10 protein-coding genes are annotated in these 15,304 nt (G+C 41.5%); 3 read left to right on the top strand and 7 right to left on the bottom strand.

Annotated elements, in window-relative coordinates; genetic code table 11:
• Nucleotides 1-9: 9 nt before the first annotated feature.
• The 7 genes from DWW91_RS03480 to DWW91_RS03510 form a co-directional block, all read right to left on the bottom strand.
• On the bottom strand, nt 10-3,231 hold the full coding sequence (locus DWW91_RS03480) for a TonB-dependent receptor (RefSeq protein ID WP_009860101.1): 3,222 nt from the start codon (nt 3,229-3,231) through the stop codon (nt 10-12).
• Nucleotides 3,232-3,958: 727 nt separating this feature from the next.
• Complete coding sequence (locus DWW91_RS03485) at nt 3,959-5,206, bottom strand: uroporphyrinogen decarboxylase family protein (protein WP_122326960.1); 1,248 nt, start codon at nt 5,204-5,206, stop codon at nt 3,959-3,961.
• A 36-nt stretch (nt 5,207-5,242) separates the two neighbouring features.
• Nucleotides 5,243-6,271, bottom strand: coding sequence for an L-rhamnose/proton symporter RhaT (locus DWW91_RS03490; RefSeq protein ID WP_122326961.1), 1,029 nt, complete (start codon nt 6,269-6,271; stop codon nt 5,243-5,245).
• A gap of 5 nt (nt 6,272-6,276) precedes the next feature.
• The gene (locus DWW91_RS03495) at nt 6,277-6,978 is read right to left on the bottom strand and encodes a vitamin B12 dependent-methionine synthase activation domain-containing protein (protein ID WP_224264106.1); all 702 of its coding nucleotides are present in this window, start codon (nt 6,976-6,978) and stop codon (nt 6,277-6,279) included.
• Complete coding sequence (locus tag DWW91_RS03500; protein ID WP_048314215.1) at nt 6,975-7,973, bottom strand: methylcobamide--CoM methyltransferase; 999 nt, start codon at nt 7,971-7,973, stop codon at nt 6,975-6,977. The genes DWW91_RS03495 and DWW91_RS03500 overlap by 4 nt, the downstream gene beginning before the upstream one ends.
• A gap of 6 nt (nt 7,974-7,979) precedes the next feature.
• Nucleotides 7,980-8,648 (bottom strand): B12-binding domain-containing protein, encoded by a 669-nt coding sequence (locus DWW91_RS03505; RefSeq protein WP_046146023.1) that lies wholly within the window; start codon nt 8,646-8,648, stop codon nt 7,980-7,982.
• Between the two features lie 39 nt (nt 8,649-8,687).
• The gene (locus DWW91_RS03510; RefSeq protein WP_009860107.1) at nt 8,688-9,011 is read right to left on the bottom strand and encodes an L-rhamnose mutarotase; all 324 of its coding nucleotides are present in this window, start codon (nt 9,009-9,011) and stop codon (nt 8,688-8,690) included.
• A 155-nt stretch (nt 9,012-9,166) separates the two neighbouring features.
• Between DWW91_RS03510 and DWW91_RS03515 the strand changes: the two genes are divergently transcribed.
• The 3 genes from DWW91_RS03515 to DWW91_RS03525 all read left to right on the top strand — a co-directional run bounded on the left by DWW91_RS03515 (nt 9,167) and on the right by DWW91_RS03525 (nt 15,277).
• The gene (locus DWW91_RS03515) at nt 9,167-10,144 is read left to right on the top strand and encodes a FecR family protein (protein WP_009860108.1); all 978 of its coding nucleotides are present in this window, start codon (nt 9,167-9,169) and stop codon (nt 10,142-10,144) included.
• 155 nt (nt 10,145-10,299) lie between these two features.
• Nucleotides 10,300-13,773: a TonB-dependent receptor gene (locus tag DWW91_RS03520; RefSeq protein WP_122326962.1), complete on the top strand. Its 3,474-nt coding sequence runs from the start codon at nt 10,300-10,302 to the stop codon at nt 13,771-13,773.
• Nucleotides 13,774-13,804: 31 nt separating this feature from the next.
• Nucleotides 13,805-15,277 (top strand): RagB/SusD family nutrient uptake outer membrane protein, encoded by a 1,473-nt coding sequence (locus DWW91_RS03525; protein WP_122326963.1) that lies wholly within the window; start codon nt 13,805-13,807, stop codon nt 15,275-15,277.
• Nucleotides 15,278-15,304: the final 27 nt, after the last annotated feature.

The following is a 15,304-nucleotide window of genomic DNA, read 5'->3' on the forward strand; positions in this document are numbered from 1 at the left end:
ATTTACATTTTAGAATGACAACTGAACTCCGGCATTAAATACTCTCTGAATAGGATATCCCAAACCATTTCCACCCATTTCCGGATCCCACAATTTAAATTTAGAGAAAGTCAGCAAGTTGGTTCCGCTTAAATAGAAACGCAAATCACTTATATGAGCTTTATCAATAATATGCTTCGGAATACGATAACCGAATTCCAATGATTTCAATCGCAAAAATCCGCCATTCTGCATAAACCATGTAGATTTCTTATTGTTATTTTCAACTACGGATGTAGACAGACGCGGCCACAATGCTTGTGTATTACGATCAGCTTCCGACCAATGGCTATCGGCATACGCTTGCAACAATGCACTTTGGTTTCCAATAAATGGGGAAGTTTTTTCTACATCAATCCAAAACGATTCCCTTGCCAATCCTTGGAAGAAACAAGAAAGGTCAAAATCTTTATATCCCATAGAAAAACCAAAACCGTACACAATTTCAGGACTGGTAGGATAACCGATAGCTGCCTGATCTAATTCCGTTATTTTCCCGTCACCGTTCAAATCCTTATATTTAATATCTCCAGCCATATAATTACCAAACTGAACCGGAGAGTTGCGGATATCTTCTTCATCAATGAATAAGCGTTCAGCAACATAGCCATATTCTTGAGCCAACGAATGACCGATACGTGATTTCCAAGGCGTACTACTATAATCTGGTTCTTCATATACTAAAAACTCACTAGTTGCATACGTGAAATTAGCACGCCCCGTAATCCATAAATCTTTATTGATCGAGTGATTATAATCAAGCGACATATCAATACCGTGACTCTTTGCTTCTCCAACATTTGCTCTCAAACTACTTTGAAGCCCCATCGTCTCCGGTATGGCAGCACGATCCATCAAAATATTCCAACGCTTTTCCGTGAAATAATCTGCCTGGATTTCAATTTTGTCAAATAAGCCTAATTCAATACCATAATTGGCCTTACGTGCAATTTCCCAAGTGATGTCTTCATTCGGATAACGACTAATGGAAATTCCGCTCAACCCACGCCCCCCTCTATTACCTAACGTACCGAAAGATGAGCCCAGATATGAGTTATTCATATTCACATTAGATAAATAGAAGAAGCGGTCGTCTTCACTACCGATTGCATCATTACCAACTAAACCATAAGTTGCTTTCAATTTTAACTTGGTTACTGTCTTTTTCAAAGCCTCAGGGAAAAAATTTTCATTGGAAATGAACCAACCTAAACCTCCGGAAGGAAAGAAACCAAAACGTTCTTTTTTTGCAAAACGTTCAGAACCGTTATACCCAAAGTTAAATTCAGCGAAATAACGTCCGTCGTAAGCATAAGTATAACGTCCTGCCAAACTGATATTTCGTGAAGGTAATGACTTTTGTAGGTCACTTTCATTTCCATTCTTCGATTCCCTCATCGTGAAAACCAACAAGCCGCCAACATTATGTTTTTCATGGAAAATACGATTCCAGTTCAATGCACTTTCAAAATAAAGAGCAGAATTAACCTTTTTTTCTCCCGGCACATAATTCAAATATTCCGTGCCGCTCTGTTCATTCAATATATTCAGTTTGTAAGTATCTGAGGCCTTGTCGTACATACCTGCTGAATAATAAAAAGGATTATAAGCACGTTTTACTTCAAAGTATGAATAACGACTCGTATTAAACAATCCCCTCAAAGAAAGACCTTCGGTTATGAAATCCAGTTTTTGCTCCAATTCAAACTGGGCAAACATATTGGAAGTCGAATATTCTTTATACCCTTTTACCATCTCTGCATACGGATTCATATATTGTGCCTTATCTGCATTACCAAATAAAACATGTTGAGTATATTTATTCGCTTCATCAGGCAAATAATAGGGCGGAAACAACGCTGGATTGGCATTCATCACTTTCTTATACAAATCATCTCCGCCATCCAACGGACCACTATAATCGTCAAAAGTACCCTGCAAACGAACCTTTGCTGTTGTTGTAGGTGTTACTTTAATATTTACGTTGGAACGTAAAATATAACGATTCAAATTGACATTATTATTAAAGTTACTTACACCATCTACTTTCTGATTTCCTTTATCTGAGTTATAAGTACCTGTGATATAATAACTGGCAACTTTACCACCACCACTTAAATTGAAATTCAAACGACGACTATGAGCCTGTTTTTTAAACATAATATCATACCAATCATTAGCAGGGTAAACATACGGATTTCCTCCGGCAATCGTATTATCGATTTTCTGTTGTGAATACATGGTTGCTCCCAGTGGGTCACGTGTTTTAATGGCCTCATTGTGCAGCTTCATATATGTTACCGCATCTGCCAAATCAACCATACTTGTAGGGGTTGTGATAGACTCTTCATAACGGACATTCAGTCTGGCTTTTCCTTCAACACCTTCTTTCGTTGTAACCAAAATAACGCCATTTGCTCCACGCGAACCATACAGGGCTGTTGCTGCAGCATCTTTCATAATATTAAAACTGGCAATGTCATCTGGCTGGATTTTTGACAAATCAGAAGAAGATATTTCATTATTATCCAACAATACCAATGGATCTTTTTTATAACCGAATGTTGTTACACCGCGAACGAAGAATTCTGCATTGTCTTGTCCAGGTTCTCCACTTCTCTGATAAGCAATCAAGCCGGAAATACGACCAGCCAAAGATGTTGTCAAGTTACTACTGGGAACTTTTAAATCAGTAGGTTTAACGGAAGTAATAGAAGAAATAACCGATTCTTTTTTCTGCTTGGCAAAAGCAACAACAGTAACCTCTTCCAATTCGTCAACTTTAGGTTTCAATGTAACATTCAGTTCTTTTTTACCTATAACAGGAATTGTTTGCGTTTCCATTCCTAAATAAGTAAAGACCAATTTGTCTGATTCTTTTACTTCTATAGAATATGTCCCATCAACATCGGTAGTTACCCCCCTCGGCGTTCCTACAACCTGAATAGCAACTCCAGGCAAAGGTTCACCTAAATCATCTGTCACTACTCCACTGATTTTTTTCTGTTGTTGCATTGGAGCAGGAATAAGAGCCATTCCTGCTTTTTTGACTTTATTATCTGTAATAGTAGATTTTTCATCAGCTCCAGTGGCAAAAGCCGAATCTGCCAAAACAAATAAAAATGTCGTAAAAACGAATATAGGAAGGGATCTTTTAGCTACCATCCCTATTTCAATTCTTTTTTTATTCATAATAATTACTTAGTTTAAGAGTTTTAACCAGTTTTACATTTGGTTTAATCTTACGTGAACCGAATAATTGTGTAAACATTATCCGTTTTTAGCATACTGTCCTTTTCTTTATATCATAGGCATTAAATTTAGGTTTACAAATTCTTTTATATTCATTAATACTATAGCTATATCTCATCCACCTTCAATTCATATTGAGATTAGAGATAAGGTCAAACAAAAGTTAATACAAATATCAAACGACTATTCATAAGTCTAAACCATAAAAATCATCACCTTTGCAATCTATTATCGCATACTTATAAAAAAAGTCTCTGAACCATAGTCTTTGTAGAACTATGGTTCAGAGACAATAATTATTTCGAGATAATCAGTAAATTGCGTCAAAAATATGCAGACAAAACTCAACAAACGTTTTGTTAAAGGTTAAAACTTCACCTTTTACCCCTCTATTATTAGTTTAATATCGGATTTTGCAAAAAAAAGAACGGATTTTTTAAACGATTTTATCGGATGTTTTTCTATTTTTGCAAAAAGATACGTAGTTCTACAAAAACTATGATCATTATTTAACTAATCATCAATCCCTGCCTATATATATTGAATCACATTTTATTCTTTAACAGACGGAGGAAACAGTGCTTTCGTTATTTTCCGACGTACAAGTCAAACAGAAAGTACACCCCCAAAAAGCATTGTTTTTTTTTATATTTTCACATCATCAACTTCATTTATTATTAAACTCTTTCACCGCATCAAACATCGCGATAATATTCTCCGGCGGAACATCCGGAAGTATATTGTGCACGGTATTAAAGACAAAACCACTTCCGGACGACATGATCTCCAGACGCTCCAGGACTTGTTCACGAACTTGAGCCGGTGTGCCGTTGTTCAGTGTGCCGACGGTTTCTACACCACCGCCCCAGAAAGTACAATCCTGTCCGAACTCTTTTTTCAGAAATTCGGGAGACATATCTACGGCATTGGTTTGTACCGGGTTGAAAACTTCAATTCCTGCCTCGATCATATGGGGCATCAATGAAGAGATAGAACCGCAGGAATGGATAAAGGTATGCATCTGACTATGAGATTTTACATAATCACATAACTGTTTATGACGGGGTTTGAAAAGGGTTTTATAAGTATCCGGATCCATGAACGGACCGGTTGTCATCCCGAGATCATCCCCGAAGCGGATAATGTCAACTATATCGCCGACCGAAGCACAGACCTTTTCAAGTGTTGCCAGGTGACGTTCCAGTAACTCATCCAATACACGTTCCACCTGATCCGGATCACAAAGCAGGTCCATCAAGAAATTATCCATCCGGCGCAGGAATGTTCCCCATTCAAAAAGATTGCAACCGCAAACGATCATCAACGCTTTATCCGTTGTCTCCCGCAAATGCAAGGCATTTGTTCTCAACTGTTCCCAAAAACCGTCATCAGCAGCATGATCCCAGGGACTGTGCACATAACGCGACCACAGGACACGTCCCATCTCTTCATCCAGACCGTCGTAACTATCAGGATAGCCATCCACGTAAGGGAAATAGGACTGGTCGAAGAATGTGGCACCTTTCGGCATCATTGCTAACAGGCGTTTACCATCGGTATCATAACAATGCCAGGAACCGTTGGGTTGTTCTACAGGATTAAACCAGGCGGGATACAGGGCTTTATCGCCATTAGCCAGTATTGTCTCCTGCCAGTCGGACGGACTCACATTAAACGTACGGCCGATATCGAGGACATCAATACCGAACTGATCGATAATCGACAGATCCGGCTGTGCCAGTTGCTGTACCACATCGTAAATCTGAACCGGGAGGTCGGTACGCCCCAGATATTTTAATAAATTGGAATAGGCAATTGCCGAAATACCCGAACTGGGAGTTGCTCCCATATCGACCGGAACACGGTCAGGCTCTTTATGAGCTATAGCTGATAAAACACGTTCTCTTGAAGTCATAATTTTCAATTCTCAATTTTCAATTTTCAATCATCCTCACTCTCCGCCACTCATTCCTATAATGAAAGAGGCAGCAACCAATACGACCAGTCCGGCATACATCCATGCTTTTGTCTTTGTATCCGTAGCCTTCCATTCGCCCCGGTACAATCCCCAAAGGGTAGCAAAGACAATGGTCAGCGACATCAATATCCCCCAGGCCGTAAACGAAAACTCTCCCATCCGGCTTTTCCCCATACCGTAAAAGATAAAGTTGACAAACCAAAGAAAACCCGCCAATCCGCAATACAGATAGTTGCTTGAAACAGCGATATCCTTTGTCTTTACAAAGACTTTCAGGTTATTATTCTTTTTCGACAGGAACAAGCACCAAATCGCAGTCGCCCAAAAAGAACCACCGAACAATACGAAAAAGACAGGTAACGTCTGGAATAGCGGATCGATACCCGAAGCGACCAAAGCAGATGAAATCCCCGTACCCTGTTCTATACCCAGGGCTTGCGAAGCACCGGTTATTCCGACAAAGAAAACCAGCACCAGTCCTTTTCCGAAATTAAGTTCCGGGTTCGCTTCCGGTCCGGCACCTTTATCTTTCCGGTAACCGGCATATCCACTCAAAGCAATACCGACTGCGGCAATCAGCAAACCGGCTATCAACATAGTCCCCCCGGATTGTTGCAAGAGAATATTCAAACGCCCGTCGATAGCCGGAGGAATGATCGTTCCCAGTATCATCATCAATCCCAAAGAAAGCGAGAAGCCTAACGAAAGCCCCAGATAACGCAGGGAAAGTCCGAAGGTAAGATTACAAATACCGTAGATGATCCCCAGTAAAAAGATCCATCCCAACGTCTGTGCCGGGACACCGGACAGCACATTCATAAAGCCCGGACAAAAAACATAGCATGCCACCAACGGCACGATCACATAAGCAAACAAACTATATATCAGCCAATAGTTTTCCCACGCCCAGTTACGGGTCTTTCCAAAAGGGATCGAGAAACTTCCCGACGAAAATGCTCCGATAGCTATCAGCCCAATTCCGAATAATAATTCAAATGTCATAACTCTTAATGTTTTTTTCTTCTAATATTCCGATACGCACAAGAGGCACTGTTACAGATATCACAGCCATAAGGTCGCTTTCTGACCTCATCCCCTATTCCTATAATTCCGCTAACCGATTTGATCGGCTGCATCAGACAAGATTCATTGATAGTAATCCCGGTCGGGTGGTCGCCGATATAGGCAAACAGATCGCGCTGCCCTGACAGTGCCCATTCGCAATAGCCCGGACTGTAACGGTTCGTGATCTTCTTTCCCTGTTCTGTCATATCTTCTTCCAAATACTGCTGCACTTTATCCATTGCATTTTCAACGGTCGCCGAGCCGATCGACTCGACAACGAATGCCTCCAGAAAATCACCGTTCTGCTGATAAGCTTGTGACAACCCGGTAAAAATTTTCCCTGCCGTACAAAGAAATAAAGCTATCCGGCCGGATCCTTTCATATAACCGCTAATCTTACGCCCTGTATGCAAATACCCTGCAGAACAAGCGACTATTCCTTCTCTCATATTTACTTCCGGACAATCCAGTACGCGGTATCCGCCGATAATCTCTTTCGAATCTTTCAATTCGTCAAAGGTTTTCTCCACAATCTCCGAGACGAGTGCATAACTCTCTGAATCCGGGATTTGGAGGTACTCCATCAATACCGGTATTTCCGGACGAACCTCTTCAAACGAAAATGTGTATGACCGGAACATCATTTCCCTGTATTAAAATCGGCTATTGCCTGATAGAAGGCTTTGATATTTGCATCCGGGACCAAAGGCGGCATATCACAACCGGAAGAGATAACAAAGTTTTTATACTGCGATGTCTTTGACAACAAATCAGCAGTAATCCGGTACACCTCTTCCGATGTGGCCTGTTTCAGAATGCCGACAGGGTCGATGTTTCCCATCACGATGAGGTCTGACGGGCATTGTTCCAGCGTCTCAACCATATTTACGGCATTTCCGAAATGTAAAGCTGCAGCGCCGGAATCAATCATTGCCTGGGTACATTGTCCTTTATTTCCGCAATTATGTAAGATCACAGCAAAGTTCTCATCCTGTACCGCCTCCACTATCTGCCGGACATAAACGGTCGAATATTCCTGACAGTCTTCATTGGAAAGTAATCCGGCAGCCGGTTCGGCCATGATCACACCTGTTGCGCCGATCGCTTTCAGCTCCCGGCAATAAGCTGTAATATAAGCTGTACATTTATCCAACAGCGTTTTTACCACATCCGGTTCGATATAAATACCGACCATAATCTCAGACATATCATAGAGTCTTCCCGCTAATGAGAAAGGACCGATACAGCCGGACAGGACAGGTTTGTCTTTTATGTTTTCCACTGCCAGGCGGTTCGCTTTCAGATATTCCGGCATCCGGCCTGCAGACAAAGAAGGGACCTGCAGGCTATTCACGGTTTCTTCGTCATACACCAGACGCCCGGTAACACTGGGTACCTCGTGTTCCGGCATACTGATCGCACAACCAAAAGCCTCCGCCTCGACAGTCAAATCCATAATGACGGTACAAGCCGTTGTAGGATAGGTTTCCGTCACCTGTTTGATTGCCTGATAATGAACCTCGCCGTCCGTAACGGCATCGATCACTTTTTTCCCGATCGCTTCAATTCCGGGATGGGTCATGATAGGGATAGCGATCCGCTTGTCGCTATCCTGTAATTGCTCGATAAACTTATTCATACGCTATCAGGCTACGATTGATTCCAACCAGTTGATATTATCCTGCGGATCACGGGCATAAGCATCCGCCCCGATCTTTTGAGCAAATTCCGCATTCAACGGTGCGCCACCGACAACCACTTTAGTTTCGGGATATTTTGCACGTATAGTGGCGATCATCGGTTGCATATTACTCATGGTAGTAGTCAGCAAGGCAGACATACCGCAGACAGCTCCGGGATGTTCGTCCAATGCCTGGATATATTTCTCGGCCGGCACATCCGTCCCCAGATCGATCACTTCCCAACCGGAGCCTTCCACCATCATGCCTGTCAGGTTCTTGCCGATATCGTGCAAATCCCCCATAACGGTACCGATAACAAATACACCTTTCCGTTTGATCTCGCCATTCTGAAAAAAAGGTTTCAGATGCTTCATGGCACTGTTCATCGCTTTAGCCGATAACAACATTTGAGGTACGAATATCTTCCCTTCCGTAAACTTATTGCCAACCCGGTTCATTGCCGGGATCAGGGCGTCATTCAGTACGGATTGAGGAGATAAGCCGTTCTCCAATGCTTCCCGGGTCAATTCGTCAGCACCCGGTTGTCCTTTCATTGCCGGTGGATAGGGCGATGCAAGACTGATCTTGCCGAATTCCACGCATTCGCCAAGTTTAATAATAATGTCGTTCATGTTCAATAATATTTAAAGCCTATTCTATTTATATGCTATTCAGTCTGTATGGAAAACCTCTTCCATAGCAGCCCACCATTCGCCGGGAGCACGGTTCTCTACCGGTTGCTGGCAAGGGTCGGTGAGCTTCCACCATTCCTGTGTGGTCGGATCGGCAGCCATTCGCTGCATATCCTTTTCATAATCATTTCCGATATATTCATAATAACTATACAGCATTCCATCTTTGTAATAAATGGAGTAATTGCGGATATTACACTCACTGATCATAGCCAGCACAGCCGGCCATACAGCAGCATGCAATTTCTTATATTCCTCCAGTTTTTCAGGCTTTACGCCGATAACACTTCCATAACGTTTCATATTTTTCTGTTTATTAGATTAAGTATGAGCAAAAATAGCAGAAGTAAAAGAGTTGAAGTTTTCATTTTGCGTGGTTCTTTTGACTGTTTCCGAGATTTGAAGAATTACTTAGTTCATAAAGGACTAAGTCACTTTATATCTAACAGAGAAATTATATGGAAGACGGACGATCTGAATTGGTCATAAAATATCTGCAAGGGCAACTGGATACACAGGGTATAAATGATTTTTACACCTGGGTGAATGAGAATGTCGAAAATAAAAAGGTATTCTTTGAAATCAAAGCGGTCTATGATGCCTGCTATACCAATAGAATGCAGAATGATATGGAAGGAAGTTGGGATCGCCTTCTGAAGAAGAGAAAGGTGTTTTATCCACGTAAGAAAAGCAGATGGCTGCAATTGGGTAATTATGCAGCAGTCTCTTTTATAACAGTATGTCTTACCTCTTTATTTCTGACTTTCAATAAGGATGAAGACAAAATAGCGACCCGATATATCGGTGGGGACGGTTTGGATGCTGATGTCGTTGAATTACCAGATGGAACACAGGTTTGTCTGGGATCGAAGACTGTCTTTCATTATGAAAATGATTATGGTCGAAAAGAAAGAATTGTCTATCTGGAAGGTGAAGCTTATTTTGAAGTCGCAAAAGATAAAGACAAGCCCTTTATCGTAAAGACAAAGGAACAGAATATCGAAGCCCTGGGAACAAAATTCAATGTTACAGCTTACGCTTCCGACTCACTGCTCACTACAACCCTGCTGGAAGGAGCCGTTCGTCTGAAGACAGAGAATATTCTGCATCAAACCATACTGAAACCCAATCAGCAGTTTATTTACAACCGGAATACACATGCTGGTGATGTCAGGAATGTGGATGCCAAACAGTTCACATCCTGGACTACCGGTTATTATTATTTTCCGGAACAAAGCCTGGAAGCCATACTTTACCGGCTGAGTCATGTCTATGGAGTGCAATTTACCGTCACGTCCGAAACTCTGAACAAACGAACTTTCACCGGAACTTTTTACCGGGGACAAAGTATAAAAGATATCATGGAAATCGTCAACCTTTCTATTCCAATCAAATATAGGATTGACGACCGTCATATAACCGTTTCTGAAATATAAATAATAGCTAATCTTAAAAATGTATTAATATGAGCGAGTAAAGTGGTAAAAAGAAAAGAAGAGAAAATCTTGCCGGATTCTCTCTTCTAAAACGTGTGATTCAATTAAACTCCCATTGCCGTGGGATTATGTTTAATCTTAAAACATTCAAAAGTATGAATAATCAACGTATAGTTGTTTCTGTAAATCTGAAAAGAACTATAAAAATTATGAAATTAACCGTGTTAATGCTAACCGTTTGCTTGTCGCAAATGGTCGCCGCAACTTATGCGCAAACAACAAAACTAAATGTTTCTGCCAAAGAGGAGACATTAGAAAATGTGTTGAAACAAATAGAAAAACAATCAGAGTTCTTGTTTTTCTATAATCTGGAAGAGGTCAATAAAAACGAAAAGATCTCGATCAGAAAAAAGAATGCCAATATCCAGGACGTTTTGGATGCCATTGCCACCAAAACAGGCTTGAGATATACGATCAAAGACCGTCACATTGTGCTGACTACAGAACATGTTTCAAATGCTGCTATTTCACAACAATCACAGAAAGTAACAGGTGTTGTCAGTGATCTTATGGGACCGGTTGCCGGAGCTAACGTGATTCAAAAAGGAACAACCAATGGTACGACTACCGATCTAGACGGTAAATTCTCTATCGAGGTGCCTGCCAATGCAACATTGCAGATTTCTTTTATCGGCTATATTCCACAGGATATTGCCGTAAAAGGACAGAGTGTTATTAATGTAACATTGAAAGAAGATTCACAGGCGCTGGAAGAAGTTGTCGTTGTCGGTTACGGTACGATGAAGAAGAAAGACCTGACTGGCGCTGTTGCTTCTGTTAAAATGGACGATGCCCCCGTCGGTACGGTTTCAACCATCAGTCATGCGCTAGCTGGTAAGGCTGCCGGTTTGCAGGTAAGTACGATCAGTGCACAGCCGGGAGGTCAGTCTACTTTCCGTATCCGCGGTGCTGCCTCTTCAGACAAGGCTGGGAATGATCCGCTGATCATTATCGATGGTTTTCCAGTGAGCGATCCGGGATCATTGGACAGCGGAAACCAATATAAGGATGGAAATAAGGATAATATCCTGTCTTCAATTAACCCGAACGATATAGAATCTATCGAAGTACTGAAGGATGCAAGTTCTACTGCTATTTATGGTGCACGTGCCGGTAACGGTGTGATTATCGTAACGACGAAACGAGGTAAAAGTGGTGCGGCAAAAGTACAGTATTCCGGTTCTGCATCTGTTCAGGATATTTCAAAGTCTTATGAAATGTTGGATGCTTCAGGCTTTATGCAAGCGACAAACGATTACAGAAAAGAGCTTTGGCTGCGTACGAATGGCGTGGGCATTTATGGTGGTAAATCCGAATCAGAAGTGTCTTCACCTTTTGTTCCGGATTATACTGCTGAACAAATTGCCAATCCTGCACATAACACAAATTGGTTTGACGAAATCTCCCGATTGGGATTCCAAACTTCACATAATTTATCCATTACCGGCGGTAATGAGAATACGAAGTATCTGGTTTCCGGTAACTATTTCAAACAAGACGGTGTAATTAAAAATAATGCCATGGAGCGTTATTCTGCACGTGTAAATCTGGATCAGAAACTGAGTAAATATGTAAAGATGGGAGTAAACCTGAATGTATCCCGTAACCAATATGATAATATTCCTCTGGGAAATGGGCAGAATGAAAATGCAGGTATCCTGGTTTCGGCCGCTCAGTTTAATCCAACATTGCCTGTACGCGATGAAAACGGTGAATACTCAATGAATCAGGACGCCTCTTTCCTTCCCAACCCAGTTTCTTTATTGGATATTACAGATAAGACAACTAAAGAAAGATTACTAGGTACGGTCTTCTTTGAAGTTCGTCCGATTCAGGATTTATTGTTGAAAGCTAATTTCGGTATCGACCGTAACTATCAGAAACGTAAACAATACATGCCTACTACAACGTTGTACGGAGCAAGAGAAAATGGTTCAGGTTATATAGCACAGGCTGACAACTCAGACTATCTGATGGAATTAACAGCTAACTATACTAAACAATTTGGTGATCATAATTTAAATGCATTGGTTGGTCATTCTTATCAGTTGTTTGATTATGAATTTCTGTCAGGAAAGAGCAATGACTTCATTACAGATGGTTTCTTATATAATAACCTGGGAGCAGGCAATGCAAAACGTCCGACTGTAGGTTCAAGTGCAACAAAATCACGCATGGCCTCATTTTTTGGTCGCGTGAACTATTCATTCAAAGATCGTTATTTATTGACTGCCACTCTTCGTGCCGATGGTTCCTCTAACTTTGCAGACGGAAACCGCTGGGGGTATTTTCCTTCTGTTGCTGCCGGATGGAGATTCACGGAAGAAGAATTCCTGAAGCCTTTGACAAATATCTTATCAAACGGTAAATTACGTTTGAGCTATGGTGAAACAGGTAATGCCAATGTGGGTGACAAAGCATATAGCTACTATAAAGTGGGTAATAATAACTTCTTTGGCGGTAGTGCAGTCAATGGTGTTTACCTGGATCAGATGGGTAACAATGAACTTACCTGGGAAACGACACGTGAATGGAACCTTGGTCTGGATTTAGGTTTTCTGAACGGTCGTATTAATGTAACAGCTGAATATTTCCACAAAGTAATATCAGACCTGTTAAACGAACGGACTCTGTTATCTTACAACGAAGTGAATAAAATTATAGCTAACGTAGGTAAAACTCAAAGCCAGGGTTTTGAATTCACACTCAATACAACCAATATCAGGAACAAAAATTTTGAATGGACTTCCGATCTGACATTCTCTTTATACCGGGACAAATGGAAAGAACGCGATCCGAACTGGAAGCCGAGTGCATACAGCGAATACAACGGTTATATCCGTTCTTATGCCGGTTATCTGTCAGATGGTCTGGTACAACCGGGTGAAAAGATCGACCATATGCCAGGAGCTCTTCCCGGACAGGTAAAAATTAAAGATATCAACGGATATGTTTACAATGAAGACGGTTCGATTAAAGTTGATGAACACGGTATTCCAATGAAGACCGGTAAACCTGACGGCAAACTGGATGATGCTGATAAAGTGATTTATGGTTCTGCCGACCCTGGGTATCTGTTTGGTTTTAACAATACATTCCGTTATAAAAACTTTGACCTGAATGTCTATTTCTACGGACAATTTGATAAATTATCAGCCGGTAGCTATAAGAAAACCTGGATTAGTAATAACGTCAATGACTTACGCCGTGGTTACAACCAACCGGTTTCAGTAGGCGATATTTGGAGTTCAACGAATCCTAACGGCACATTGCCTGGTTATTTCCAAACTGAAAGCGCTTACGGAACGGGGGATTATTATTACGAAAAGACCTGGTTTATCCGTTGTCGCAATATTACGTTAGGCTATAATATACCGATCAAGACCAGCAAGCACATCTTATCTAATGTCCGCGTATATTTTGATGTGAACAACCCGTTTGTTATCACGCCGTATACAGGACTTGACCCGGAAACTGACATTTCAAGTTCAGAAAGTACTCCTTCAAGTCTGCAATGGGCTTATCCGAATGTCCGTACTTACAGCTTTGGTTTGGATATTACATTCTAATTTATTAATCAATAAAAGAAGATATAAGATCATGAAGAAATTATTATATACATTAATGTGCTGCTGTACATTAATCTCATGTACTGATCTGGAGCCGGAAAGATATGATGCCATCAACCCCGGATTTTTCCCAAAAACAGAGAAAGATGCGGAAGCATTGATCACAGGCGGAGTTTACGCCCCTTTTCGTTGCGATAACTATAGTGGTATCTTCAACGTGGCAACCGGTGTACAGATTATCGGAGATATGTCGACCGATCTGGCTGTTTGTTGTTGGGTGAATGATGCATGGATTCCTTTGACCAGTCACAACTGGACACCCAATCACCAGTATTCGACAATAAACTACACCAATTATGCCAAATATCTGGGGACAATGACATTGACGCTTGAACGCATTTCCGGTGTGGAAATGGCAGATAATGTGAAAGCACGTATGAATGCCGAAATCCATATGGGACGTGGTTGGCTAGCCTTCCTCTTATATGATTTCTATGGTCCCATGCCAATACCTACACTTGAACAGCTAAATAACCCGTTGGCAGAAGAGATCATTCCCCGGGCAAGCCAGGAAGAAATGACAACATTTATCGAAACAGAATTAAAATCAGCACTGGAAGGCCTTCCTACCCGCGCTTCTGCATTCGGACGTTTTGATAAAGGTCTAGCATATACAGTCCTGATGAAATTCTACATGCACGAAAAGAACTGGGCAAAAGCTGTTGAATGTGGTCGTGAGTTGATGAAAGCCGACTACGGATACGGATTAATGGATTCCTACCAGTCTATTTTCACCCTGGAAAACGAACAGAATAAAGAAATCATCTTTGCCTGCACCGAAGAAAGAGGTACCCAACTGGAATTATGGCACGACCATTGCCTGCCGGGTAACTATCCCTGTAAGAACAATTCTATCCAGCGTTGGGACGGCTTCAAGGTTCCCTGGCCTTTCTATCGCACATTTGACAAGAACGATGATCGTCTATCCGTATTGGTTGGCGAATATATGGGTAACGACGGCGTATTATTCAATGAAGAATCTGATATTATAAAACATGGTAATACCTATTCAGGCGCGGTTCCTGTGAAATATGGCGAAGATCCGGAATCAACAGGTGATGGCAGCCAGATCGATTGGATCGTTTATCGCTACGCAGATGTGCTGACTTTGCTTTCAGAAGCAATCGTCCGCCAGGGAAATTCGGTAACACAAGAAGCTGTCGATTTGTTAAATCAAATACGTGTACGAGCTAAATTGTCTCCATATACTATGGGAGACATAAAAGGCGTCGATGATTTTCTGGATAAGATGCTTCAGGAACGCGGTCACGAATTTTGGTGGGAAGGAAATCGCCGTGCAGACCTGATTCGATATGGTAAATTCATCCAGAACGCGATCGACCGTGGTTCAACGACGACGAAACCCGAATTTGTTCTCTTCCCGTTGCCACAGGCTGTCATCAACGAGGGGAAAGGAATTATTATCCAGAACCCCGGATATTAATTCGTTCCTCCAAATAAAAAAACTATA

Origin of the sequence: Parabacteroides sp. AF17-3 (genome assembly GCF_003635445.1) — a bacterium.
Classification (GTDB): domain Bacteria; phylum Bacteroidota; class Bacteroidia; order Bacteroidales; family Tannerellaceae; genus Parabacteroides; species Parabacteroides goldsteinii.